The sequence below is a fragment of the Undibacterium sp. 5I1 genome (assembly GCF_034314085.1).
Taxonomy (GTDB): Bacteria; Pseudomonadota; Gammaproteobacteria; order Burkholderiales; family Burkholderiaceae_D; genus Undibacterium.
Genome location: NZ_JAVIWI010000001.1, coordinates 2,325,690 through 2,346,770, shown reverse-complemented (window position 1 = coordinate 2,346,770; position 21,081 = coordinate 2,325,690). Strand labels below are relative to the sequence as shown.

Here is a 21,081-nt window from a genome sequence, read left to right as displayed (position 1 = left end):
AGCTATCACTATTTATTTATCTATCTTCAGGCAACAGATTTAATTCTGATGAGCTTGCCATCAACCACATGTAAACCACATTCTTTTGATTCAGGATTTTCCCACCACCAGCGGCCTGCGCGTACATCCTCACCAGGCGTAATTGCGCGAGTACACGGCTCACAACCAATTGATGGATAGCCTTTGTCATGCAAAGGGTTATAAGGCACATTATTACTGCGAATATAGTGCCAGACATCTTCCTCTGACCAATCGGCCAAGGGATTGAATTTTTGCATACCATGCGCCGCATCATCTTCTTGTACAGCGAGTTCTGTACGCGTTGTTGCTTGAGAACGGCGCTGTCCTGTCACCCATGCTTTATTGCCAGATAATGCGCGATTGAGTGGTTCTACTTTACGGATACGGCAGCATTCTTTGCGCATTTCTACGCTATCGTAAAACGCGTTTAAACCATTTTGCGCAACGTAATTTGCAACTGCTTCTGGTTCAGGCTTAAATAAATGAATCTCAGAGCCATAGACTTCTTTGATCTTGTCTAGCATGCCCAACGTTTCTGCATGCAAGCGACCTGTTTCAAGCGAAAAAATACCGATGGCAAGTTTGTTGCGCAAGATCAGATCGGTCAATACCATGTCTTCTGCCGCCAGACTAGAGGCAAACACAGCCGGGGAAAATTCTGTAGCGATGCGTTGTAGCGTGGCCTTAGTGTCTAACAATTTATCCGATAATTTACCCGACAATTTATCGGCTAGCTCATTTGTAAAATCGCTCATATGTGCTCCGTAGTCCTATGCTCACGACGGAATAGCGGGTTCTTCTCATCCCATGAGGTCTGATACTTTTCGCTGAAGTCAGTCAGACCTTTGATCGCGTCTTGAATACTGCGATCTTCACGCGTTGCAAAGGCATTAAATCCAACACGCTGCATATAAAATAACTGGTCACGTAACACATCACCGATTGCGCGTACTTCACCTTTAAAACCAAAACGTGATCTTAAATTGTAGGCAATCGAGTAACCACGGCCATCCGAAAATTTAGGAAAATCAACTGCCACTAACTTGAACAGTGATAGATCCTCTTTTAATTCCTTCGCTTGTTCATCACTACCAAACCAGATGGCAATATCTTGCGATTCTTGCTGACGTTTAGCCAATGATTCACGTTGCAATTGCCATACTTTTAGCGGCACAATGACTTTGCCCGTTGGAATGGCGACAGCATCTGGCGTCTCGCCCTCAGCTAGGCGTAATACTGCCCAGTTGTCCTGAACGATGGTCTTATCTTTGATTATTTCACGCATATAAATTCTTTCTCAAAAATAGATCAGTACGACACTGCCGCACCAGCATCTTCGCCGTAATGTTCCAGCGTTTTGATCGGTGTGGCATAGACATATTCTTTAAACGGCACAATACCTAAACGCTGAGCGGTATCAATAAAACGTTCGTTCTCAATACGGTCACGTAAATACACTTGGATAATACGTTCGATCACCTCTGGCATTTGTCCAGCTGAGAACGATGGGCCGATGATTTTGCCAATCGCGGCTTTGTTGCCCTGCGCACCACCAATCGAGACCTGGTAAAACTCGCTACCATCTTTGTCCACACCCAAGATACCAATATTGCCGACGTGGTGATGACCGCAGGCATTAATACAGCCCGACATATTGAGTTCTAAATCACCGATATCATGCAGATAGTCGAGATCGGCGAAACGGTCTGTAATATCGAGCGCAATCGGAATTGACTTTGCATTTGCCAGCGAGCAGAAATCACCGCCCGGGCAGCAAATCATATCGGTCAATAAGCCAACATTCGGTGTTGCCAGTCCATGCGCTTTTGCTTCTTGCCAGAGCGCGAATAAGGCAGATTCCTGTACATCAGACAGCACGATATTTTGTTCATGTGTGACGCGTAGTTCAGCGAAGCTATAACGATCTGCCAGATCCGCCATAAAATCCATTTGCTCCGCAGTTGCATCACCTGGCGGCACGCCTGGCTTTTTCAATGACAAGACTACGCTTGCATAGCCCGCAACTTTATGTGGTTTGACATTACGTTTTACCCAATTAGCGAAGGCTTTATTGTCTTGCTTATGTTGTTCATAGCTAGCATCAGTTGCAGGCAATGTGGAATACGCGGGCGTACTGAAGTAAGACGCAACACGCTGCAATTCTTCTTTTGTCAGAGTCGCTGGACCATCCTTTATGTCGGCCCATTCCTCTTCTACTTGCTGGGCGAATACATCAGCGCCGATGGCTTTTACCAGGATTTTGATACGCGCTTTGTACTTGTTGTCACGGCGACCGTATTGGTTATAAATACGCAGGATCGCTTCCAGGTAAGTCATCACGTGTTGCCACGGCAAAAACTCACGGATCACGCTGCCAAGTATCGGTGTGCGACCCATGCCGCCGCCAACCATAACTTTAAAACCGACTTCACCTTGTTCGTTATGCACCACCGTTAAGCCGATGTCATGCACTGCGATGGCAGCACGATCTTCTAAGGAACCATTGATGGCGATCTTAAACTTACGCGGCAAATACGCAAACTCGGGATGGAAGGTTGTCCACTGACGCAAAATTTCTGCATAAGGACGTGGATCAATGATCTCATCCGCAGCAACGCCGGCAAATTCATCCGAAGTGATATTGCGCATACAGTTACCGGATGTTTGAATGGCGTGCATTTCTACCGATGCCAGTTCTTCTAAAATGGTCGGCGTTTCTTCCAGTGTGATCCAGTTGTACTGGATATTTTGACGTGTCGTAAAGTGGCCATAACCGCGATCGTATTTACGTGCGATGTGGGCAAACTTACGCATCTGGGTAGAAGACAACATGCCGTAAGGTACCGCTACACGTAACATGTAGGCGTGGCGCTGCATGTATAAACCGTTTTGCAAACGCAGCGGTAAGAACTCTTCTTCCGTCAACTCGTTCGACAAGCGGCGACGTACTTGATCGCGGTATTGAGCGATACGTTCTTTGATAATTTGATGATCGTGTTGATCGTAGCGATACATTGTGAGGTCCTAAAAAAATACGCTCAAAATTACAGTTTAAAGAACCAGCTTAGCGGCAACAATAGTTAAGGTTGTAGCTAATAGTCCACGCAAAAATTTTTCTGGTACGGCACGCGCCGCCATGGAGCCTATCGTAATGCCAGGCAATGAACCTATTAACAAGGTACCCAGCAACTCCCAGTTGATTGATCCTAACCACCAGTGACCGACGGCAGCAATGGCAGTCAGTGGCACCGCATACGCAATGTCAGTCCCGGCAATGTGCGCAGCAGACATCCGTGGGTACAACATCACCAGCAAGGTCGCGCCAATTGCACCGGCGCCGATAGAAGAAACGGTTACCAAGGTGCCCAGCAAAACGCCAGAAACGATGGTCGCCGCAGCCAATTGCGTACCTTGCAATTGCTTCTCTGGATGGCGATTAAGCCATGCCAGCATTTTAGACTTAAACAGTAAGGCGACCACGGTCAACAGCACCGAACCGGCAATAGAATAACGAATAATCTGACCGATTTCTTTATCCAGAGCGCCAAAATGTTTCAGGCTCAGCGTAGCAATCAATGCTGCCGGAAGGGCGCCGTAACACAGCAAACGCACCACATGCCAGTCCACTGTGCCACGTAAGCGATGGGTAAAAGTGCCGGTCGCTTTAGTAATCGACGCAAATGCTAAGTCGGTACCGACCGCAACGGTAGGTGACACGCCAAACAGCAGAGTCAACAAAGGTGTCATCAGCGATCCGCCACCAACGCCAGTCAGTCCTACCAAAATACCTACTGCAAAACCGGACGCTACATAGCCTAAATCCATACTACCCCGTTCATATCACCATGTTGAAAGTAACAGCATAGTAAAGAATCTGAGCCTTAATCCAAACTACTTAGTCTTTATTTGCTTATATGTAGTTTTGACATATGGATAGACATTATTTGAATGATGTATATTTAATACTCTGATACTTAATCCAGCGAAGTTCGGATCATACATTGTCATGCGGCATCAAGATTTTTCTTTATATTTGATTGAGTTTGCTGTCTCTTTTTATTTTGATAATAGTTATACTCCATATGAGTACATTTTGATCGTCCATGTATTAAAAGGAGATTGGGGTATTTTTTATATAAATAATAGGGAGTATATTCAATAGATGACTGAATCTCTAGCATTTTTAACGCCTGTTCCAATCGCTGTTTGCTGTCGAGATGGTTCATGAGGGATTCAACAGGATCAACGATAGAAATCGTCGCTTGATCTTCAATTTTCCCAAATCTGTATAATCGTCAAGCCGACTAATTCGGTAAGTAGTACGTCTTCAGGGCGGGGTGAAACTCCCCACCGGCGGTAAGTTCAAACAAGTAGTTGATGCTTGAACAAGCCCGCGAGCGCTTGCAACGAATCACATTTTCGGAACAGTGAATTTGCGTTGGAAGGTCAGCAGATCTGGTTTGACTCCAGAGCCGACGGTCATAGTCCGGATGAAAGAAGATGCGCCACACTTAATGCACGCACAAGCACGTTCGTTTATTCGAGCGCGCTTGTGTTGCTTGCGTTTGGCTATTCAAAATCCCCTGAAACGTCTTTTGCACTTTTTTTGCGGAGCGTTTCTATTATGTTGATATCCACTGTAACAAGTTCCTTAGTTTTGCCTTTGGTTTTGCCACCATTCGCAGAACGTCTTTCACGTGCCTTATCTGATTTATCAGAGGGGCGACCTATTCTGTTAATGGATGATTTTGATCGGGAGAATGAAGCCGATCTTATTGTTGCAGCAGAAAAAATCACGACCGATAGCATGGCCAGATTGATACGCGATGGTAGCGGGATTGTCTGTCTTTGCCTTACGGATGAGCGGGTGAAGCAATTAGCATTGCCCTCGATGGTTGTGACGAACGACAGTCGCTTTGGCACTGCCTTTACCGTAAGTATTGAAGCTAAAATTGGCGTTACGACTGGCGTATCTGCGACTGATCGCGTAACTACTGTGAAAGCGGCAATTGCTGACCACGCTGTCCCTGGTGATCTGGCACGTCCTGGCCATGTTTTCCCATTGCGTGCGGTTGCTGGTGGCGTATTGACTCGCCGCGGGCATACCGAAGGCTCCATCGATTTAATGCAGTTGGCAGGCTTAAAGCCTGCAGCAGTGTTATGTGAACTGATGAATCCTGACGGCAGTATGGCGAAAGGAGCAGAGATTGAGTGTTATGCCGCTGCGCATGATCTTGTGATGCTAACGACTAACGATTGATGAGTTAGCGATATATTTGAGGGGAAAACAAAAAGGCTAGACTGAATTATTTACTGGATACATCATTGGGTTTGTGATGTATCCAGTTTCGCTTAAACTGGGCTTAGTTTTTATCTCATATTTAAAATGAACATCTTATCCAAGTTATTTTTACTGTCATTGTCTGTGGTGCCGGCCTTCAGTGCCAATGCAGCCCCTGCCGATTGGTACAAATGGCGCAGCAAGATTGATACGGCAGAAGTTTGCTCGCAAATTTCACCAGGAGCAGGATGGGAACGTACCAGCGGACCATTCAAAAATGCGCAATGTGAAAAATTGAAATACTAGGTGTTTAGCCCTGTAATGCAATGCGGCTGATTAACGATAAATCGTTCTGTTTTTTTATGCAGCAAAAAAAGATGAATTCATAAGGTCTCATTTCTTTCAAGGTCTTCAATCGGCGAGCGACGTTATAGCTCCTTAAAAACGAATTCAATACGCTTTCAACTGAAGATGAAAGACTTAGTGACACCTTATGCACACCTTATTATTTAGTCCGTTTCTGGCAACTAAATGACAACATCCCGGCCGGAACTGTTGTCTGATCAATGCCTAATGCCGTCATTTTTTCGGGAACATCTGCCCCGCCGCAGATCCACGCTACTGGAACGACTTGCGCATCTAAGACGACTGCAGGGCGCAGCGTTAGTAGTTTGCCTTTGATGGCATTGTTTGCCTGGTTGCCAAAGGTGACTGTGATTGCGCCATCCTGTACGTTCACATTACTCACAAAATTTCCGACCATTTTATCGGCACTAGGCAAACCAGCGGCGGCATTATCAGCCGGCATTTTTTGTGTAGCAGTCCATGCTGCTGCGATGGGTTTTTTTGCGACATCGGTGAGCGGAGTAATTGATTCGATTTGCTGCCTGACAAAGCGCAATTGTATCGACGGATATGCTATCGTACCCAAGATGCCAATAATCGCGATGACGACCATCATTTCTACTAAGGTAAATCCGGAGCGAGTAGGTTTCATAAAATGGCATACTTTTTCTAAATATTGATCATAACAAGTGCATCAGTTTATTAGCTCATTTATAGAAAATATTTTCAGTCAGCTTTATGTAGACCTTAGTTCAAATACACTATAAATTCTCTACAAATACACCTTGTATTTGTATGACTATGCATCCTTCTGGACACCACAGACACTAGACAAATTTCTACCTATCGCGTACCTTCAATAATCTTGCTTGGCAGGCAATTTCTATTAATAAGTCCATAGTATTCGTTATTTTTTCGGAGTCACGTTATGCACGCATCTGTACAAAGTTCTGTTCCGCATTCCTGTAAAAAAACAAAGCTGGCTGGCGCCGCATTAACTGCCACCAGCTTGTTGCTGTCAACTGCCTGGGTCAATACCGCGTTCGCTAGTGATACCAAGCCCTTGACAAAGACGCCCGCCACTACCTCCGCAAAAGCGGTTGCAAAACCCACCATGGCAGATCTAATTAAAGCTTCTGCGGCAACTGACTGGCGTCCACTTGATCCAAACAACACCTTGTATATGGATCTAGAAAAAGGACGGGTGGTGATTGAGCTTGCGCCCGACTTCGCTCCTGATCATGTGAAGAATATCAAAGCGTTGGTCAGCGAGGGATATTTCAATGGGCTTGTGGTCATACGCTCACAAGAAAATTACGTCGTCCAATGGGGCGATCCCGAAGATGAAAATCCAGCAAAAAAGCGCGAAGTCAAAACTGCCCGAAAAAATCTGGATCCTGAATTCACCGTTAAGTACGATAAAAAACTGCCATTTACACGCTTGCCGGATGCAGATGGGTTTGCCCCCCAAGTTGGTCATGCAGACGGCTTTCCGGCTGGACGTGATCCCAAAACCGGCACTGCCTGGCTGGCACATTGTTATGCCAGTGTCGGGATTGGCAGAAGCAACGAGGTAACGAGCGGTGACGGCAGCTCAATGTATATAGTAAGCGGCCATGCGCCACGCCAATTGGACAGAAATGTCACTTTGGTCGGCCGGATAAGGCAGGGGATAGAACTACTGACCACCCTGCCACGCGGTACCGGCCCTTTGGGTTTTTATAAAGAAACCGAGATCAAGACACCGATCAAATCCATCCGTATCGCTGCCGATGTGCCAGAAGCCGAACGGAGTAAATTGGAAGTCATACGCACCGATACGCCAACCTTTAAAGCAATCGTTGAAGCACAACGTAACCGTGGCGGTGATTGGTACAAAGTCCCCGCAGGCTATATTGATTTATGTAATGTGCCGATTCCTGTGCGGGCGATGCAGTAATCTCTTCTACAAATCAAAGAAACTACCTATGTTGAAAAAAACTATGGCGTGCTTGAGTATTGCCACCCTTATTTTTACCATGACAGAAAATATGGCACAAGCACAAGATGCTGAGCCATTAATCTCTAATCCTGTACAACTGGTTGATATGGCGGCAAGAGCTGCACCTGCAGGTGTCAAGGTAAACTTTACGATGGAAGTTAAAGCTATCGGACATCTGAAAGACAGGATTATCCTGAATTCAGAAGAAGATTATCGCGATCCGAAAAATATCTCAGTAGATGTGTATCCAACCGCTGAAGCGGAGTTGGTACACACTTTAGGTAATGATCTTGATCCGCTCATTAAAGGACATCGTATTCGCGTGCAGGGCACCATTAAGAGAGTAACGGTTTGGTTTTTTGAGAAAGGCGTTAAAACTGACAAGTATTATTACCAAACACATATTTTGGTAAAAAATGCAGATCAGATTAAAGAAATAAAATAAGATAATATAAGAATTACCCGCTGATTTGAGACGTTACATTAGCGTTTCAAATAGCCGAATTTTTTCTAAAATAGCTCCTGTACTTCACACACTTTTCGTTCGTATTTGTTGTCTTATTCGACGCAAGAAATCAAGTTAATTGTCATGATGTGTGAAGTCTTTAAAAAAGCTAAAAGAACAGTCTCAAACTGGTTTGTGCACCATCAACCAATATACAACAAGCAACTCGCCAAATGCCGGGAATCCCAACGCAGTCCGGATTTTTTCAAATAATCAGCAGCGGTCTGGTAATGCCAGATTGTTGCTTGCTGCCAGCGCTGCCATGTTGCGCATTTTTAACTGCAACCAAACTACGGGTAATCAGCAAACCGCTGCCAGAACATACAGCGCTAGTGACCAGATCATCCCGCTGGAACTGAGCGGAAAACCTGCAAGCCGTATCATCCAAAAACCAGAAAGTGGCTGGATAATCACCGCAGGTGTCGTGAACCACCAATCAGCGCGCACAACCCATTGCGTCACCAAGGCGATTGCCTGAACATTGCCGCTGCGATTGATAAAAAACAGGTAGAACGCGGTACCAAATTCAGTACCAAACATCAAGGTCGCAGACAGGATATGCAGCGTTTTTATGGCGAGATAGTCCATCTTATTTTTTCGTTTTTGTATTTTTTGTTGATATGGCGTTGACGGCATGCGAATTCGTTACGCGCCACATGATGAACATGATGAGCATCATGATCAGTAAGGGTAGTTTTTTGTTTTCAAACGCTGTTACTGCAAATCGTCTTCGGCAGCACCTTTGCTGCGCCAGTACCCGGTCGTGGCATCTGCGTGGCTACCCAAAGCAGAAACCTGAATAACCTGATCGATACCAAGCCGCTCGCATGCAGCAAACAAGGCGACGGCGCAGCCCGGTGCAGCACATCAAAATCACCAGCTTTGACTTCGCGAATAATTCCCACACAATTGATGACAACATCAATATTTTTTAAATGCGGCAACCAGGCTTGTTCTGTCGTCATGCCGACAAAATCAATCTCACGCCATTGGGAGCTTGTGGCCGACTTTGCAGATTTTTGGTTAACGGGCGTCGCAGTTGGTTTGTTGCGGCTTGCCGCAATCACCTTGTATCCACTTTGGAGCAAGGCCACCGCTACGTTGCTGCCTATCAGACCGGTCGCACCTAATACAAGTATGTTCATCTCTGATCCTTCTTCTTTTAGCCCCACTTTTATAATTGCAATGAATTAGCTCATTAGCTGGATGCGATTGAAAAATGCGCCGCTGACTTCGTACTTTGCATCGTCCACGCTGCCAACATATCTCGGACACCCCAGCCAAATACGCCGATGCTCATCAGACTTAATAACCATGAGGTAACGCCGTAGTGGACGTAATGCATCTGATCTGGCAATGTCGCCCAAGTCAATAAAACCGGAATCAGCAAGGAGCAATAAGCGCCACCGCCCATGCTCAGCGCCAGATGCATGACGCGCTCGGTGGCAGATAATGTGCGTGTGCGATCTTCTTCTACAAAATCCCAGGCGGTGAGCAAGACCTCAATCACCAGCACTGCTGCAAGAAGCCAGGCCCAGCTACCGTGCCATTCAAACCAGGCAAGTCCGGCAAAGACCACGGCATATAAAACCTCACGCACGCCGTGGATGGCTTGCTCCAGAATGGCGCTAGGTCGTTGCGGCAAGCCTTCTCGCCACTCGTGATTGATCAGTACATCCAATGCGCCTAAGACACCTTGCGCCACTAAAATCCAAAGAATGCTATTCATGATGCAGCCTTGGTCAATGTGGTTTGATCTTCGCGCCATAGCCAGATCAGCGGAGGCAACATCATGACTACCGCGAACAGGTCAACCCAGACATGGTTCCAGCAATCGGCTTGTAATGAGATCAGCATGTCTTGCGGTGCCCACACGACGATCCCGATAATGAGAGCTTTCCAGGCGAAGCTGCTACGTTGCTGGTCGCCAAAATAGACCAGTGCGCCCATCCAGATCGCGGTGGATTGCACCGTCGGCCCAAATAGCGATATCCACCAAACCTGCTGGGCACGTACTGTCGCGGCGCCCGATGTAGTCAAGGTATGTAAACTATTCCAGGCATCGCCCCAGAAGGCGAGTTCTATCCCGTGATGGTAATTATTGAAAATTGATGCATTGGCGATCCAGGGTAACAAAGCACCGACCAATAAATGCATCGCGGCAGCGGCGTACATCCACCTGACCAGCCATATTCTTTTTGTGTTTTTTGGTATGGAACTCATTTTATATCTCTAATTTCTGTATAGACAGAAATAACTGGTGAAAAAAAGGCGAAAAAAAGCGGAAATAAGGCGCCGATTACAGAAACGGATTCTCTCTGCGACATACGCCCTCATTACAAGCGGGTATTTTGTATCCCAATAAGGCAGACATCCGATAACGGTTACGGGCAAAACTGCGATATAGGCTAGACAGTGCAGGGCGCAGCAAGCGTATGCGCAAAGGTGCAACCATCCATGCACGGCCTACCAAGGTATAAGCGACCAGCATACTGTCTAGCCCAACCAACAGCTCACCTTGATCTGTCAGACTATGCAATTCCTGACCGAGTGCTTCCATGGTCACACCCAAAAAATCAGATGAGAAATCACCGGCGGCGATATCGGCAAACTCCAGATTGCCCGCGCTATCCCAAGTTTTTAATCTATGCATTTCTGCTGCGCAGAAAGGGCAATTACCATCGAAATACAGCGTTAGTTTTGGGGTACTTATGGCGCTCATTTTAGTAACTCCTTGAGTCAAAATTGTTTAGGATGTTTTTACTTGCGCATGTTTTTTTACGATAATGCTTGAGCAATCAATCATTACTGATCAGGCGCGCCACCTTGCCACCCATTTTTAAAAATCTCTTCAAGGTTGCCGGTGGTAGGTGCTTATAGTCTTCATAGGTAGCCGTCAGCATTTCCAAAAAAGCCAGCACTTGCTCCATTTTGGCTTTAGTCGCCGCTTCTAATCCTGGATCGTTTTCCGCTTCCAAAGCGCATTCCCGCAATACAGTCAGGGTAGGATCAATCTCGCGGCGTTTACGCTCTTCGCTAATGACACGGAAGATTTCCCACACGTCTTGCAAGGCCACAAAATGATCGCGGCGGTCGTCCAGCACATGAGTAATTTTTACCAGCCCCCAGCTTTGTAATTCTTTCAGGCTATTGCTGACATTAGAGCGGGCGACATTCAGCGTATCGGCAATATCCTCGGCTGGTAGTGGCTTATTGCTGAGGAAAAGCAGTGCGTGGATTTGTGCCACAGTACGATTGACACCCCAGCGTGTACCCATTTCACCCCAATGAAGGATGTACTTTTGCATAGTCGGTGTCAGTTGCATGGCATTTCCTTAATTTCTGTCGTTACAGAAATAATAGAAGTATTTTGAGGTCAAGTCAAAGCTTATCTTTGGTCTTTTTATTTTTGCCTAGATGTTTAGTGCTGAAGGCTTTATCCAAGCGACGGGGATCTTTGGGCTTAATACGTTAACCAGCGATTAGTAGTAATGTTGAATTACTCGGTAGGGGTATATTTAGACTGTCCATATAATGATTGGGCGATAAGGCATATTTCTATAAAAATATGGGGAGTATGCATATGACGCATAGCCTGAGTATCTAATCCAGTGATGCGTCTTTCGATCTCTGGAAATGCTGATTCGGAGGCTCTAAAAATTTTATCAGCACTGTAAATTTCGTTGATAGAATCAAAACCATCTGAGATACCAATTTCACTGACTAGCTAGGTATATTGTTGTTGAGTCTGACAGAGTAAAACGGCACCTTATTCGGTTTTCCAGCCCCGACAAACCGACGATATATTTCCCCTGTTTCCATTACATACTGAAGATGAATAAACATACATCGTCCAATATATGAGCGCAGCACTCACCGCCGACGATCTACTCCTGCGCGCTCCTGTGTGGGAGGCGCTTTCGGATTTTTGGCTTGATACAGAACTCCAGGATTTTCAATTTGACCATATTGCTCGCGTCATCGCTGCTTCGCCCTATTCGATTGAAGAGGTGATTGCTATTCATAACTATGAAGTTGCTCCCGCTGTTTCTGCAAACTTGGGAAGCATTGCCGGAGAATGGTCAGGGTTTGACAGCGAATGGTTGAATTCCAGATGCATACATTTTGCTTCACGCCGACAGTCGATTTGGTTTAAATCCAGAATTGCGCTGCAACTCCAGTTCCAATGGATCTTTACCGTGCGACGTTGGAGGCGGCTTATTCCGCAGATTCAATCAATTCGTCGTGTCGAAGCGAACTCGACACAGTTAACAAATAGGTGATCTAAATGGGTTTACTGATACTGCTATTTTTAGCTGTTATTTATGTGTTATTGGTCAGTCTGTTGATTAGCTACATTAAGCCGTGGTGGTTGCGACCGTTTGTCGCAATAATATTTATCGCGATCCCGACGGCAGACGCAGTCTATGGACGATATCGTCTTCATCAGATGTGCGATGCAGAAGGGGGATTAAGAATTTTTAGAGTAGTCGAAAATGTGCCTGGATTTTACGATCCAACATCATCACCTTCAGAAGAGAATGTTCGAAAATATGGGTATAGGTTTAGCGAGGGACTTGGAGCAGATAAAAAAATAGCGCGATTGAGCTTAGGTTCAGATGGCGCGATTGAGACCGAGATTGGTGATAAACCCGTTAGCAAGTATATCTATCAGTCACAACTCGGAGATTTAAACGGCAAGTACTCAAGAGTCGAACAAAGAATTGTTGTCATCGAAACAGGCGAAATTCTTAGCCGAGCTGTAAATATCAATTTTGAAGGCGGTTGGGTTGAGCGATTGTTAGCAGCCTTATACGACGCACGTGGCTCAGCGGGAAACTGCGGATCAACTATTACTTCAGATCTTTTTACCAACACACTTAAACCAATTAAACCAACAAAATAAATATTAAAAGATGACCGCTTATTTTCAATCACATCTAAAAAGGGTCACTTAAATGGGCTTACTGATATTGCTATTTTTAGCCGTTATTTATGTGTTACTGGCCAGTCTGTTGATTAGTTATATCAAACCGTGGTGGTTGAGACCGTTTGTCGCAATCATATTTATCGCCATCCCGACAGCAGACGCAGTCTATGGGCGCTACCGTCTTCATCAGATGTGCGATGCCGAATGGGGACTGAAGATTTATCGTGTCGTTGACAATGCGCCCGGATTTTACGATCCAATAAATTCACCTACTGAAGGGTGGATAAAAAAATATGGATATAAGTATATTGAGGGTAGAGGTCCTGGAGGTCAGTTGGCTAGAATGATACTCAAAGAGGAAGGCGTCATTGATATGGAGATTGGTGGTCAGCCAATTAGTAAATACGTGTATGAGTATAAGCATGGAAACATAAACGATATTTATTATCGTTCAGAACAAACAATATATGTAAAGGCAACCAACGAAATTTTGAGTCGAGCGGTCAATATTAACTATTCCGGAGGTTGGGTAGAACGATTATTAGCAGCCATCTATGGAGAGAGAGGATCAGCTGAAAATTGCGGAAAAGACGTAGGTATAGAAATCTTTACTAAAACACTGAATCCAATCCGATCAAGTGCAAACCAAAATAACTGACCTTTTCCCGCGCTCCAATTGTTCTTCAAATGTACAACCCTCTTTTGTAGTAAGTACAGCATGCGCTTATTAATTTAACGCGCGCCCTTGTGATCTTTTTGTCCGTCATTTTTATGGCGTCCTGCAACTTCGGTTTGTTCTGCTTTTTGCTTTTGGTTTTTTGCGGCTTCCATATCGGAAGGATGTGATTTGCCATTGTGTTGATGTTGGCTCGGAGCTTTTGTTTGCGGTTTCATTACTTGTTCCTTTGCTGGATGAAGATGGTTTGAGGACGGGTTGTCCTTTGCCACCGTTTTTTGTGATGACCGGCATGAGTCTGAATTAAACTGGTCATCACATGTTGCTCAACGACTCTGATATCAAGCGTTACTCATATCGTTCGCGCTGGGTTTGAAATGTTGTGGGCTGATGCGGAATTTTGCGCGCCTGTCGCCCATATAGGCACGTAAATCTTTGATGCTGACGTTAGAGATTTCATGCATACGGATCAACAGTGAAGCACCGACTGGTAGTCTTCGATGGCGGATTTTGCTGATTACCGGCGGTGCAACTTCTAACGCTCTCGACAGCGCGGCATCGTTTTTGAAGTGCAACTGGGTGATTAACGTATCCAATAAATTATCTGGATCATAGGTAAATTCCTTTGTCTTTAAGTCTAATAGATTACTCATCTAGTTCCTCCGTTGGTTGAGCCTGCGTTAGTGTGCATTTCTGCCTGGATGTCTACGGTGTTGTGCTTGTTCAACATGGATAGTCATCAACCTGTCTTGCCGATGATCTGACGAGACTCTTTATGGTGGTGAAACAGAGTCCATCTGTCATCTATCCGACGTTACTAAAATTCCTTCTGATCGAGTGAGTCGCGTTATTACAAAGCCTTGCAATACCTGGGTATTGCGATGTTTTGTGCTTCACGCGGCATCTGGATTTGAAGGATTTTTAGAACCGTCTAGTTGTCTTATAGACCTTAATTTTTACAGGCTCCGTGCGATATCACACATAACTGAGATTTTTATTTCGCGCTGGACATTGAGCTGCGGCACAAAAAATTTCCCTAGGGAATATTTTTGAGGTGAGGAAGGCACAGGCGAAAAAAATGCCCCGAAGGGCATTCAATGTTTTTTGCTGTAACTTTGTACTGGCAGACAGGAAGAGAGTCACTGCCCCGGATTAGACATTTCTGCATGAATCGCATTGATTTTGGTGATGACCTCATCCGACAAACGCAGTTCAAACGCATCGATATTTTCCTTGAGCTGCGTCAAATTCGTGGCGCCGATAATGGTGCTGGCGACGAACCAGCGTGAGTAGCACCATGCTAACGCGAGTTGAGCAGGTGTCATGCCGTTGGCGCGGGCGAGTTCTGCGTAGCGACGACTGGCTTCGAATACGGTCGGGCGCATGTAGCGTGGGCTCCAGGTTGCCGGGAAGCGGGTTAGGCGACCTGTTGCATTGGCATCTTCGTTATATTTGTTGGTGAGCTGACCGAAGGCGAGCGGGCTGTAGGCTAGCAGACCGACGTTTTCGCGGAAGCAGGTTTCATCCAGTCCTTGCTCAAACCCGCGATTGACTAGGTTGTAGGCATTTTGGATAGAGACAATGCGGTTGGCGGATTGTTTATCGGCTTCTTTGATAAACTCACTGACGCCCCAAGATGTTTCATTCGAGACGCCGATCTGGCGCAGTTTGCCGTCTTTGATCAGATCATTGAGCGCGCCCAGCGTATCGGCGATGGCTGCCGAAGGACGTTCTAGCTTTGGGTCAAAAGACTTTTGGCCGAAGATCGGTGCGTTGCGGCTAGGCCAGTGTAGTTGATACAGATCGATGTAATCCGTTTGCAAGCGTTGCAAGCTGGTCTCGACTGCGGCACGGATGTTGGCGGGTGTCAGATCGGTATCGCCATTACGTATCCAGCCAAAACCGCGTGACGGACCTGCTGCTTTAGTGGCGAGAATAATCTCTTTGCGCTTGCCGGATTTTTTGAGCCAGGTGCCGATGTAACGTTCAGTCGAACCTTGGGTTTCGGCACGCGGCATGACTGGGTACATCTCTGCGGTATCAATAAAATTAATGCCGCGTTCTAATGCGTAATCGAGCTGGCTATGTGCTTCGGCTTCGGTATTTTGTTCGCCAAAGGTCATGGTGCCAAGACAGATTTTGGACACTTGCAGATCGCTGCTGCCGAGTTGAGTTGTTTGCATAAGTTGACATCCTCAGAACGAAAAATTCAGAATGAAAAAAGAGATTAAGGTGCTTTCTCAACCTGAGCTAAAGTTGAGCCAAGGTTGAAATAAGCATGACTTTAGCGTGATTTTGAATTTGCTTTCAGTGCTGCCGCGCATTCCCTGACTAATGCTGGGCCACGATAAATTAGGCCGGAATATAGTTGTACCAGGGCGGCGCCCGCATCGATTTTTGCCTTGGCGTCCGCGCCGGAAAAAATCCCACCGACGCCGATAATCGGTAAGGCATCGCCTAATTCGGATTTGAGTGCGCGGATCACTTTATTCGATAATTCAAATACTGGTTCGCCAGATAATCCGCCTGCCTCTTCAGCATGTTCTAGGCCTTTTACCGCGTCGCGGGTGATGGTGGTGTTGGTGGCGATGACGCCATCAATTTTGTGGCGCAGCAGGGCTTGGGCGATATTTTTGATTTGCTCGCTGTCCATATCCGGCGCGATTTTTAATGCCAGCGGCACATAGCGCTTGTAATGATCGGCAAGTTTTTGTTGCGCTTCTTTGAGCTGCGCCAATAAGGCGTCGACTTCGCTGGCACCTTGCAACTGGCGTAGATTTTTTGTGTTGGGCGATGAGATGTTGACCGTCACATAGCTGGCATAGGGATAGACTTTTTCTAGGCAAAGTAGATAGTCTTCTGCTGCGCGTTCGATCGGGGTATCGGCATTTTTACCGATGTTAAGTCCGAGCACACCTTGCTTGTCCTGATAAAACTGCGATGCCTGCACATTGCTGATAAACGCGTCCACGCCGCCATTATTAAAACCCATACGGTTGATGATGGCATTGGCTTTTGGCAGGCGAAACATGCGTGGCTTCGGGTTGCCAGCCTGGGCGCGTGGCGTGACGGTACCGATTTCAATCGAGCCAAATCCTAGCCCGGCCAACCCATCGATATACGCGCCATCTTTGTCCAGACCCGCCGCAAGTCCAACGGGGTTGGGGAACTGGATGCCCATGACGGTACGCGCATCATTGGCGGGTTTGGCGATTAGTTTGGTCAGACCCAGGGTGGCAGAGCGTCGTAAGGCCGGCAAGGTGAGGTTGTGCGCTTGCTCCGCATCCATCGCAAACAGGACAGGGCGAGCCAAGGCGTAGAGTAATTTATCAGGCATAATTTTATTGTTTTTGGGGGAGTATTAGCACAAAATGGTTTGATTGTCCAGAGAATCATTGGACGTTAAAAAATACACGGGTGAGTATATGTTTCTGTCAAGGCTTATAAAAATTTGTCTCGGCGAGATGCTGTAAGGCAGCCGGGGTGATGTTGGGTAAGTCCCATCATAAAGCTTTCCACTCACCTTGTATCAAGCCGTCTAGCGGTTTGAAATTGGTCTTGTAAGCCATCTTAGGACTGGCGGCAATCCAGTAGCCCAGATACAGATAAGGCAAATTCAATTCTATGCATTGCTGAATTTGCCACAGCACATTGTAGGTGCCGTAAGACGCATTGCTGTCATCCGGATCATAAAAGGTATAGACCGACGACAAGCCGTCACTCAGGATATCGATGATGCTGACCATACGCAGCACATCTTGCTCGTCGCGAAACTCGACCAACCGAGTGTTGACACGACTTTGCAGTAAAAACTGCGCATATTGGTCACGACTATCCTGATCCATTCCGCCGCCGGCATGCCGCTGATTTTGGTAGCGATGGTAGAGCTCATAATGCTCGTGCGAATAGGTCAATGAGGCGACCCGGGCGACCAGTTTGCCATGCTTGCTGTTAGCGCGACGCTGACTACGATTGACGCTAAATTCATTGACGCGGACGCGTACCGGCGTACATGCCTGGCAGTTGTCACAATGCGGGCGATAAATAAATATGCCACTACGGCGGAAACCGTTTTTAATCAGTTCTGAATACGTATCGGCATTGATGAGATGTGCCGGGGTCGCGACTTGCGAGCGCGCCTGCAAGCCATCCAGATAACTGCATGGATAGGGCGCTGTCGCAAAAAACTGTATGCTAGAAAAAGGTAATTCGTTCAGCTGTGTCACGGCATTTTTACCATTACGTTTTTGATCAGATCATTTCAAGCTTATTTGGTAAATAACTTTTCAGTCGTCCAATCCAGGATGGGCGGCATTGCTATTGCTTGTTGCAAGTGAAGAATAAATTCGCTGCGAGAGATCGGTTTGGCGCCCAAAGACGCTAAATGCGCAGTCTGTTGCTGGCAGTCTATCATTTTCACATCGTTTTTACGTAAGAAAAATACCAGGTGCGCCAGAGCGATTTTAGAGGCATCGGTGATCCGTGCAAACATCGACTCACCATAGAACATACGACCGATGCACACACCATATGCACCGCCGACCAGTTGCCCGTCTAGCCAGACCTCGGTCGAATGGGCAAAGCCTTGCTGATGCAATCCGACATAGCCGGCGATGATGTCTTCTGATATCCAGGTACCGGTTGAGATGCCATCGCCATCTCTGCGTGGACCGGCACATGCCCGCATAACTTCCTCGAATGCGCTGTCGAAGCGGATTTCCCAGCGCGGATCTTTGGCGATTTTTTTAAGCGTCTTTTTTAGGCTGTCAGACAATTTAAAATCGCTGACTTTTAAGACCATGCGCGGATCAGTTGACCACCATAAAATAGGCTGACCTTCAGAAAACCAGGGGAAGATGCCGTGCTGGTAAGCGTTGAGCAAACGTTCTGGCGATAAATCTGCACCGGCCGCCAGTAAACCAGCTGCGCCATCAATCTCTAGCAACGCGGTTTCTATTTCCGGAAAAGGGGTGTCAGTATCTAGCCAAGGGATCATGCTGCTTGTTTGCTGTGATTTGCTTTAGTCATGCTGGTAGCTTACGGAGAGTTTCGCGCGATTCTAAGGCTTTTAACATCATTAATAGTACGGTACCAATCGACAGGGCGCCAGCCGCCAGATATAAACCCGATGCGTAGCTACCTTGATGTAGTGCGAACCAAGCGGTAATGATAGGCGCGATGATTTGTGCCACGCCATAAGATATCGTCATTTTCCCCATCATTTTTGCCGGACGCGTTGGATAGTAACGTCCCGCCATCGTCAATACCAGACTTACCATCCCGATAAAAGTACCGCCAAACAGCAATGCCCCCACGACCGATGCAGCGAGTCCACCCACCATCACTGGCAACAAAATACCGATGATTTGCAATGCCGCCGCCAGGATCAGCGCATTCAGATCACCGGTCCGGCGCGCCATCAAATCCCACAGTATGCAGGCGGGCGTGGCCGCAAGACCAATCACCAAAAATATCATGGTTCCTTTACCCGCCAGCCCGGGCAAGTGGTCAACAATGGCGACGATAAACGTCGCACTGACAACGTAACCGACACCAGTGCAAAAATAAGCCGCCATGAATAATTTTAAAAATAAGCTGCTGGGCGGGTGGTCTTCCATCTTTTGGCCAGAATTGGTCAAGCTGCTGCTATCCGGCGCGGGCAGCCAGCGTAATGCAGGGACTAGCAAAAGGCATCCGATCATAGCAAAAGCAAACCATTGTTCGCGCCAGTCTAGCCAGTGACTCATTACGGCGACTGCCGCCGCGCAGCCAGCAATACCAATTCCAAGACCAGAAAAATGTATGCCCAGTTCGCTACGATGATTGTGGCGGATCAGCCAGTTTAAAATCAGCCCTGTCCCTAGCAACATGCTGGCGGCGCTACATAAACCTGCCACATAGCGAGAAATTGCCCAAACGGCAAAATGATCGCTCAGCCCCATCAGGATCGTACTGAGCACGGCAAACACCATGCCGATCCGGTACAGCCGGTCTTTCAGCCGCAAGTCACTGATTTGCGAAGCGATTAAAGCGCCGCTTAGGTAGCCGGCGTAGTTGAGTGCCGCCAGCCAGCCGGCTTCAGATACCCCGAGTCCGGCTTGCTTTTGCATGATGGGTAGCAAAGGTGTGTAGGCAAAGCGTGCCACGCCAACCGCTAAGATCAAACTGAAAATACCAGCGCTGAGTACCTTAAGACGTTCCGCCTGTTGCTGCATGGTTTGCCTATGTTGGGTGATGCTACGAATGCTTGATATGTCGAGCAATGCATGGGTGCATGCATTGCGCGTTGCCTTGAATAGTAAAAGTGAAATTATTATTTACTTAGAAAGTTTAAGTGATGAATTGTTTTGATCTGGATCGGCTATCACCAAAGCAGATTTTTGTGAGTTTAGCTTTTAATTGTTGGACATTGTCAGTCGCTGCGCATAGGTTTGAAAATGTCATGCTCATGCAACGTATATTGGCCGCCTGACTTGAGCTTGGCAAAATCCTCAAAGAAGAACTTGAGCGTATGGCTTACAGTGGGGAAGGCGATGTCTTTCCAGGGAATATCTTTTTCTGCAAACAGAGCGACTTCCAAGCTTTCTACACCTGCCAAATAGTCCAAATCTAATAGTGTCGCCCGATAAAACAAGTGCACTTGATGCACATGCGGCACGTTGAGGATTGAAAACAATTCATGCAATTGAATATGTGCACCAGCTTCTTCTACAGTCTCCCGCTGCGCAGCCTGGGAGGTAGTCTCATTATTTTCCATAAAACCTGCAGGCAAGGTCCAGTAGCCATGACGAGGTTCGATGGCTCTTTTGCATAGCAGGATTTTGATTTCACCGTCTTGCTCCCAGACTGGAATGGAGCCAACGACCATTTTCGGATTTTGATAATGGATTGTTCCGCAAGCAGGACAGACAAAGCGTTCACGCGTGTCGTCAGCAGGAATCTGGATTACAACAGGGGTGGCGCATTCGGAGCAAAATTTCATGGCACAGAAATATAAAAGAATGGACGATGGGATGATGTTGATAACCAATTTTTAAGGAGTGTATCACCGTCAGTCACGATGTTCTTCATTCATAAAATTGAAACAGAAAGTGGCAAATTTTGTCTACACCTGAATTGCGTGAAAATGGTTTTAAAGTGCTGGCAACATCGACGATGCTCTTATAAATCCAAGATAGGCATTGCGGACAAGGGCAAAATCGGATATAGTGTTGTTCTCAGACGCGGGGTGGAGCAGTCTGGCAGCTCGTCGGGCTCATAACCCGAAGGTCGTAGGTTCAAATCCTGCCCCCGCAACCAATAAAATCAAAGGCTTACAGAATTGCTGTAAGCCTTTTTGCAT

General features: G+C 46.7%; 26 protein-coding genes, 1 tRNA gene, 1 pseudogene and 1 riboswitch. Of the genes and pseudogenes, 8 read left to right on the top strand and 20 right to left on the bottom strand.

The genetic code is table 11. The features are described 5' to 3' along the window. Window positions 1-26: 26 nt before the first annotated feature. The 5 genes from RGU72_RS10385 to RGU72_RS10365 all read right to left on the bottom strand — a co-directional run bounded on the left by RGU72_RS10385 (window position 27) and on the right by RGU72_RS10365 (window position 4,247). Window positions 27-776 (bottom strand): phosphoadenylyl-sulfate reductase, encoded by a 750-nt coding sequence (locus RGU72_RS10385; protein ID WP_322119651.1) that lies wholly within the window; start codon window positions 774-776, stop codon window positions 27-29. Next, window positions 773-1,306, bottom strand: coding sequence for a DUF934 domain-containing protein (locus tag RGU72_RS10380; RefSeq protein ID WP_322119650.1), 534 nt, complete (start codon window positions 1,304-1,306; stop codon window positions 773-775). The genes RGU72_RS10385 and RGU72_RS10380 overlap by 4 nt, the downstream gene beginning before the upstream one ends. A gap of 23 nt (window positions 1,307-1,329) precedes the next feature. Next, a complete protein-coding gene (locus RGU72_RS10375; protein WP_322119649.1) occupies window positions 1,330-3,036 on the bottom strand; it encodes a nitrite/sulfite reductase in 1,707 nt (568 codons plus the stop codon). Window positions 3,037-3,072: 36 nt separating this feature from the next. Next, the gene (locus RGU72_RS10370) at window positions 3,073-3,846 is read right to left on the bottom strand and encodes a sulfite exporter TauE/SafE family protein (RefSeq protein WP_322119648.1); all 774 of its coding nucleotides are present in this window, start codon (window positions 3,844-3,846) and stop codon (window positions 3,073-3,075) included. A gap of 179 nt (window positions 3,847-4,025) precedes the next feature. Then, a complete protein-coding gene (locus tag RGU72_RS10365; protein ID WP_322119647.1) occupies window positions 4,026-4,247 on the bottom strand; it encodes a hypothetical protein in 222 nt (73 codons plus the stop codon). A gap of 93 nt (window positions 4,248-4,340) precedes the next feature. Continuing rightward, window positions 4,341-4,527, top strand: a riboswitch (FMN riboswitch). 124 nt (window positions 4,528-4,651) lie between these two features. Between RGU72_RS10365 and ribB the strand changes: the two genes are divergently transcribed. Continuing rightward, a complete protein-coding gene (gene ribB, locus RGU72_RS10360; protein ID WP_416200161.1) occupies window positions 4,652-5,281 on the top strand; it encodes a 3,4-dihydroxy-2-butanone-4-phosphate synthase in 630 nt (209 codons plus the stop codon). A 126-nt stretch (window positions 5,282-5,407) separates the two neighbouring features. After that, a complete protein-coding gene (locus RGU72_RS10355) occupies window positions 5,408-5,608 on the top strand; it encodes a hypothetical protein (protein WP_322119645.1) in 201 nt (66 codons plus the stop codon). A 199-nt stretch (window positions 5,609-5,807) separates the two neighbouring features. On the opposite strand, the gene RGU72_RS10350 is transcribed toward RGU72_RS10355, so the two are convergent. Continuing rightward, the gene (locus tag RGU72_RS10350; protein ID WP_322119644.1) at window positions 5,808-6,299 is read right to left on the bottom strand and encodes a pilin; all 492 of its coding nucleotides are present in this window, start codon (window positions 6,297-6,299) and stop codon (window positions 5,808-5,810) included. Between the two features lie 276 nt (window positions 6,300-6,575). Here RGU72_RS10350 and RGU72_RS10345 point away from each other — a divergent pair, with 276 nt between their 5' ends. Next, a complete protein-coding gene (locus RGU72_RS10345) occupies window positions 6,576-7,586 on the top strand; it encodes a peptidylprolyl isomerase (RefSeq protein ID WP_322119643.1) in 1,011 nt (336 codons plus the stop codon). 28 nt (window positions 7,587-7,614) lie between these two features. Continuing rightward, window positions 7,615-8,073 carry a hypothetical protein gene (locus RGU72_RS10340; protein ID WP_322119642.1) on the top strand — a complete coding sequence of 153 codons (459 nt, stop codon included), beginning with the start codon at window positions 7,615-7,617 and terminating at the stop codon, window positions 8,071-8,073. Between the two features lie 183 nt (window positions 8,074-8,256). On the opposite strand, the pseudogene RGU72_RS10335 reads toward RGU72_RS10340, so the two are convergent. The 6 genes and pseudogenes from RGU72_RS10335 to RGU72_RS10310 all read right to left on the bottom strand — a co-directional run bounded on the left by RGU72_RS10335 (window position 8,257) and on the right by RGU72_RS10310 (window position 11,459). After that, window positions 8,257-8,721: pseudogene (locus tag RGU72_RS10335) on the bottom strand (DUF2269 family protein). Between the two features lie 116 nt (window positions 8,722-8,837). Next, window positions 8,838-9,278, bottom strand: a complete 441-nt coding sequence (locus RGU72_RS10330; RefSeq protein ID WP_322119641.1) for an SDR family NAD(P)-dependent oxidoreductase — start codon at window positions 9,276-9,278, stop codon at window positions 8,838-8,840. Window positions 9,279-9,331: 53 nt separating this feature from the next. Then, on the bottom strand, window positions 9,332-9,862 hold the full coding sequence (locus tag RGU72_RS10325; protein WP_322119640.1) for a hypothetical protein: 531 nt from the start codon (window positions 9,860-9,862) through the stop codon (window positions 9,332-9,334). Beyond that, entirely contained in the window at window positions 9,859-10,356 is a 498-nt protein-coding gene (locus RGU72_RS10320; RefSeq protein ID WP_322119639.1) for a cell division protein, read from the bottom strand. Before RGU72_RS10320 ends, RGU72_RS10325 begins: the two co-directional genes overlap by 4 nt. A gap of 76 nt (window positions 10,357-10,432) precedes the next feature. Continuing rightward, entirely contained in the window at window positions 10,433-10,855 is a 423-nt protein-coding gene (locus tag RGU72_RS10315; protein WP_322119638.1) for a thiol-disulfide oxidoreductase DCC family protein, read from the bottom strand. A 76-nt stretch (window positions 10,856-10,931) separates the two neighbouring features. Next, entirely contained in the window at window positions 10,932-11,459 is a 528-nt protein-coding gene (locus tag RGU72_RS10310; RefSeq protein WP_322119637.1) for a GbsR/MarR family transcriptional regulator, read from the bottom strand. Window positions 11,460-11,993: 534 nt separating this feature from the next. Between RGU72_RS10310 and RGU72_RS10305 the strand changes: the two genes are divergently transcribed. The 3 genes from RGU72_RS10305 to RGU72_RS10295 are packed head-to-tail and all read left to right on the top strand — an operon-like array spanning window position 11,994 to window position 13,721. Further along, window positions 11,994-12,416 (top strand): hypothetical protein, encoded by a 423-nt coding sequence (locus RGU72_RS10305; RefSeq protein WP_322119636.1) that lies wholly within the window; start codon window positions 11,994-11,996, stop codon window positions 12,414-12,416. A 5-nt stretch (window positions 12,417-12,421) separates the two neighbouring features. Beyond that, window positions 12,422-13,039, top strand: coding sequence for a hypothetical protein (locus RGU72_RS10300; RefSeq protein ID WP_322119635.1), 618 nt, complete (start codon window positions 12,422-12,424; stop codon window positions 13,037-13,039). Window positions 13,040-13,091: 52 nt separating this feature from the next. Next, a complete protein-coding gene (locus RGU72_RS10295; RefSeq protein ID WP_322119634.1) occupies window positions 13,092-13,721 on the top strand; it encodes a hypothetical protein in 630 nt (209 codons plus the stop codon). A 74-nt stretch (window positions 13,722-13,795) separates the two neighbouring features. Here the strand turns inward: RGU72_RS10295 and RGU72_RS10290 are convergent, their stop codons facing one another. The 8 genes from RGU72_RS10290 to RGU72_RS10255 all read right to left on the bottom strand — a co-directional run bounded on the left by RGU72_RS10290 (window position 13,796) and on the right by RGU72_RS10255 (window position 20,721). Next, window positions 13,796-13,957, bottom strand: coding sequence for a hypothetical protein (locus RGU72_RS10290; protein ID WP_322119633.1), 162 nt, complete (start codon window positions 13,955-13,957; stop codon window positions 13,796-13,798). Between the two features lie 123 nt (window positions 13,958-14,080). Then, window positions 14,081-14,392, bottom strand: coding sequence for a hypothetical protein (locus RGU72_RS10285; protein ID WP_322119632.1), 312 nt, complete (start codon window positions 14,390-14,392; stop codon window positions 14,081-14,083). A gap of 486 nt (window positions 14,393-14,878) precedes the next feature. Further along, window positions 14,879-15,922: an aldo/keto reductase gene (locus RGU72_RS10280; protein WP_322119631.1), complete on the bottom strand. Its 1,044-nt coding sequence runs from the start codon at window positions 15,920-15,922 to the stop codon at window positions 14,879-14,881. A 101-nt stretch (window positions 15,923-16,023) separates the two neighbouring features. Beyond that, the gene (locus RGU72_RS10275; RefSeq protein ID WP_322119630.1) at window positions 16,024-17,076 is read right to left on the bottom strand and encodes a quinone-dependent dihydroorotate dehydrogenase; all 1,053 of its coding nucleotides are present in this window, start codon (window positions 17,074-17,076) and stop codon (window positions 16,024-16,026) included. A gap of 166 nt (window positions 17,077-17,242) precedes the next feature. Further along, window positions 17,243-17,965 (bottom strand): arginyltransferase, encoded by a 723-nt coding sequence (locus tag RGU72_RS10270; RefSeq protein ID WP_322119629.1) that lies wholly within the window; start codon window positions 17,963-17,965, stop codon window positions 17,243-17,245. A 41-nt stretch (window positions 17,966-18,006) separates the two neighbouring features. Beyond that, on the bottom strand, window positions 18,007-18,735 hold the full coding sequence (aat, locus tag RGU72_RS10265; RefSeq protein ID WP_322119628.1) for a leucyl/phenylalanyl-tRNA--protein transferase: 729 nt from the start codon (window positions 18,733-18,735) through the stop codon (window positions 18,007-18,009). Window positions 18,736-18,763: 28 nt separating this feature from the next. Beyond that, entirely contained in the window at window positions 18,764-19,954 is a 1,191-nt protein-coding gene (locus RGU72_RS10260) for a YbfB/YjiJ family MFS transporter (RefSeq protein ID WP_322119627.1), read from the bottom strand. A 197-nt stretch (window positions 19,955-20,151) separates the two neighbouring features. Further along, the gene (locus tag RGU72_RS10255) at window positions 20,152-20,721 is read right to left on the bottom strand and encodes an NUDIX hydrolase (protein WP_322119626.1); all 570 of its coding nucleotides are present in this window, start codon (window positions 20,719-20,721) and stop codon (window positions 20,152-20,154) included. A 240-nt stretch (window positions 20,722-20,961) separates the two neighbouring features. Between RGU72_RS10255 and RGU72_RS10250 the strand changes: the two genes are divergently transcribed. Further along, window positions 20,962-21,038: transfer RNA gene (locus tag RGU72_RS10250), tRNA-Met, on the top strand. The last annotated feature ends 43 nt before the right edge of the window (window positions 21,039-21,081 follow it).

What these genes read in the sequence shown, in the direction of transcription:
- RGU72_RS10340 (WP_322119642.1), top strand. Translation starts at nt 7,615, where the DNA reads ATGTTGAAAAAAACTATGGCGTGCTTGAGTATTGCCACCCTTATTTTT.
- RGU72_RS10285 (WP_322119632.1), bottom strand. Translation starts at nt 14,392, where the DNA reads ATGAGTAATCTATTAGACTTAAAGACAAAGGAATTTACCTATGATCCA.
- RGU72_RS10260 (WP_322119627.1), bottom strand. Translation starts at nt 19,954, where the DNA reads ATGCAGCAACAGGCGGAACGTCTTAAGGTACTCAGCGCTGGTATTTTC.
- RGU72_RS10370 (WP_322119648.1), bottom strand. Translation starts at nt 3,846, where the DNA reads ATGGATTTAGGCTATGTAGCGTCCGGTTTTGCAGTAGGTATTTTGGTA.
- RGU72_RS10280 (WP_322119631.1), bottom strand. Translation starts at nt 15,922, where the DNA reads ATGCAAACAACTCAACTCGGCAGCAGCGATCTGCAAGTGTCCAAAATC.
- RGU72_RS10330 (WP_322119641.1), bottom strand. Translation starts at nt 9,278, where the DNA reads ATGAACATACTTGTATTAGGTGCGACCGGTCTGATAGGCAGCAACGTA.
- RGU72_RS10375 (WP_322119649.1), bottom strand. Translation starts at nt 3,036, where the DNA reads ATGTATCGCTACGATCAACACGATCATCAAATTATCAAAGAACGTATC.
- RGU72_RS10365 (WP_322119647.1), bottom strand. Translation starts at nt 4,247, where the DNA reads ATGAACCATCTCGACAGCAAACAGCGATTGGAACAGGCGTTAAAAATG.
- RGU72_RS10295 (WP_322119634.1), top strand. Translation starts at nt 13,092, where the DNA reads ATGGGCTTACTGATATTGCTATTTTTAGCCGTTATTTATGTGTTACTG.
- RGU72_RS10355 (WP_322119645.1), top strand. Translation starts at nt 5,408, where the DNA reads ATGAACATCTTATCCAAGTTATTTTTACTGTCATTGTCTGTGGTGCCG.
- RGU72_RS10255 (WP_322119626.1), bottom strand. Translation starts at nt 20,721, where the DNA reads ATGAAATTTTGCTCCGAATGCGCCACCCCTGTTGTAATCCAGATTCCT.
- RGU72_RS10320 (WP_322119639.1), bottom strand. Translation starts at nt 10,356, where the DNA reads ATGAGTTCCATACCAAAAAACACAAAAAGAATATGGCTGGTCAGGTGG.
- RGU72_RS10350 (WP_322119644.1), bottom strand. Translation starts at nt 6,299, where the DNA reads ATGAAACCTACTCGCTCCGGATTTACCTTAGTAGAAATGATGGTCGTC.
- RGU72_RS10380 (WP_322119650.1), bottom strand. Translation starts at nt 1,306, where the DNA reads ATGCGTGAAATAATCAAAGATAAGACCATCGTTCAGGACAACTGGGCA.
- RGU72_RS10315 (WP_322119638.1), bottom strand. Translation starts at nt 10,855, where the DNA reads ATGAGCGCCATAAGTACCCCAAAACTAACGCTGTATTTCGATGGTAAT.
- RGU72_RS10325 (WP_322119640.1), bottom strand. Translation starts at nt 9,862, where the DNA reads ATGAATAGCATTCTTTGGATTTTAGTGGCGCAAGGTGTCTTAGGCGCA.
- RGU72_RS10310 (WP_322119637.1), bottom strand. Translation starts at nt 11,459, where the DNA reads ATGCAACTGACACCGACTATGCAAAAGTACATCCTTCATTGGGGTGAA.
- aat (WP_322119628.1), bottom strand. Translation starts at nt 18,735, where the DNA reads ATGATCCCTTGGCTAGATACTGACACCCCTTTTCCGGAAATAGAAACC.
- RGU72_RS10305 (WP_322119636.1), top strand. Translation starts at nt 11,994, where the DNA reads ATGAGCGCAGCACTCACCGCCGACGATCTACTCCTGCGCGCTCCTGTG.
- RGU72_RS10275 (WP_322119630.1), bottom strand. Translation starts at nt 17,076, where the DNA reads ATGCCTGATAAATTACTCTACGCCTTGGCTCGCCCTGTCCTGTTTGCG.
- RGU72_RS10300 (WP_322119635.1), top strand. Translation starts at nt 12,422, where the DNA reads ATGGGTTTACTGATACTGCTATTTTTAGCTGTTATTTATGTGTTATTG.
- RGU72_RS10385 (WP_322119651.1), bottom strand. Translation starts at nt 776, where the DNA reads ATGAGCGATTTTACAAATGAGCTAGCCGATAAATTGTCGGGTAAATTA.
- RGU72_RS10345 (WP_322119643.1), top strand. Translation starts at nt 6,576, where the DNA reads ATGCACGCATCTGTACAAAGTTCTGTTCCGCATTCCTGTAAAAAAACA.
- RGU72_RS10290 (WP_322119633.1), bottom strand. Translation starts at nt 13,957, where the DNA reads ATGAAACCGCAAACAAAAGCTCCGAGCCAACATCAACACAATGGCAAA.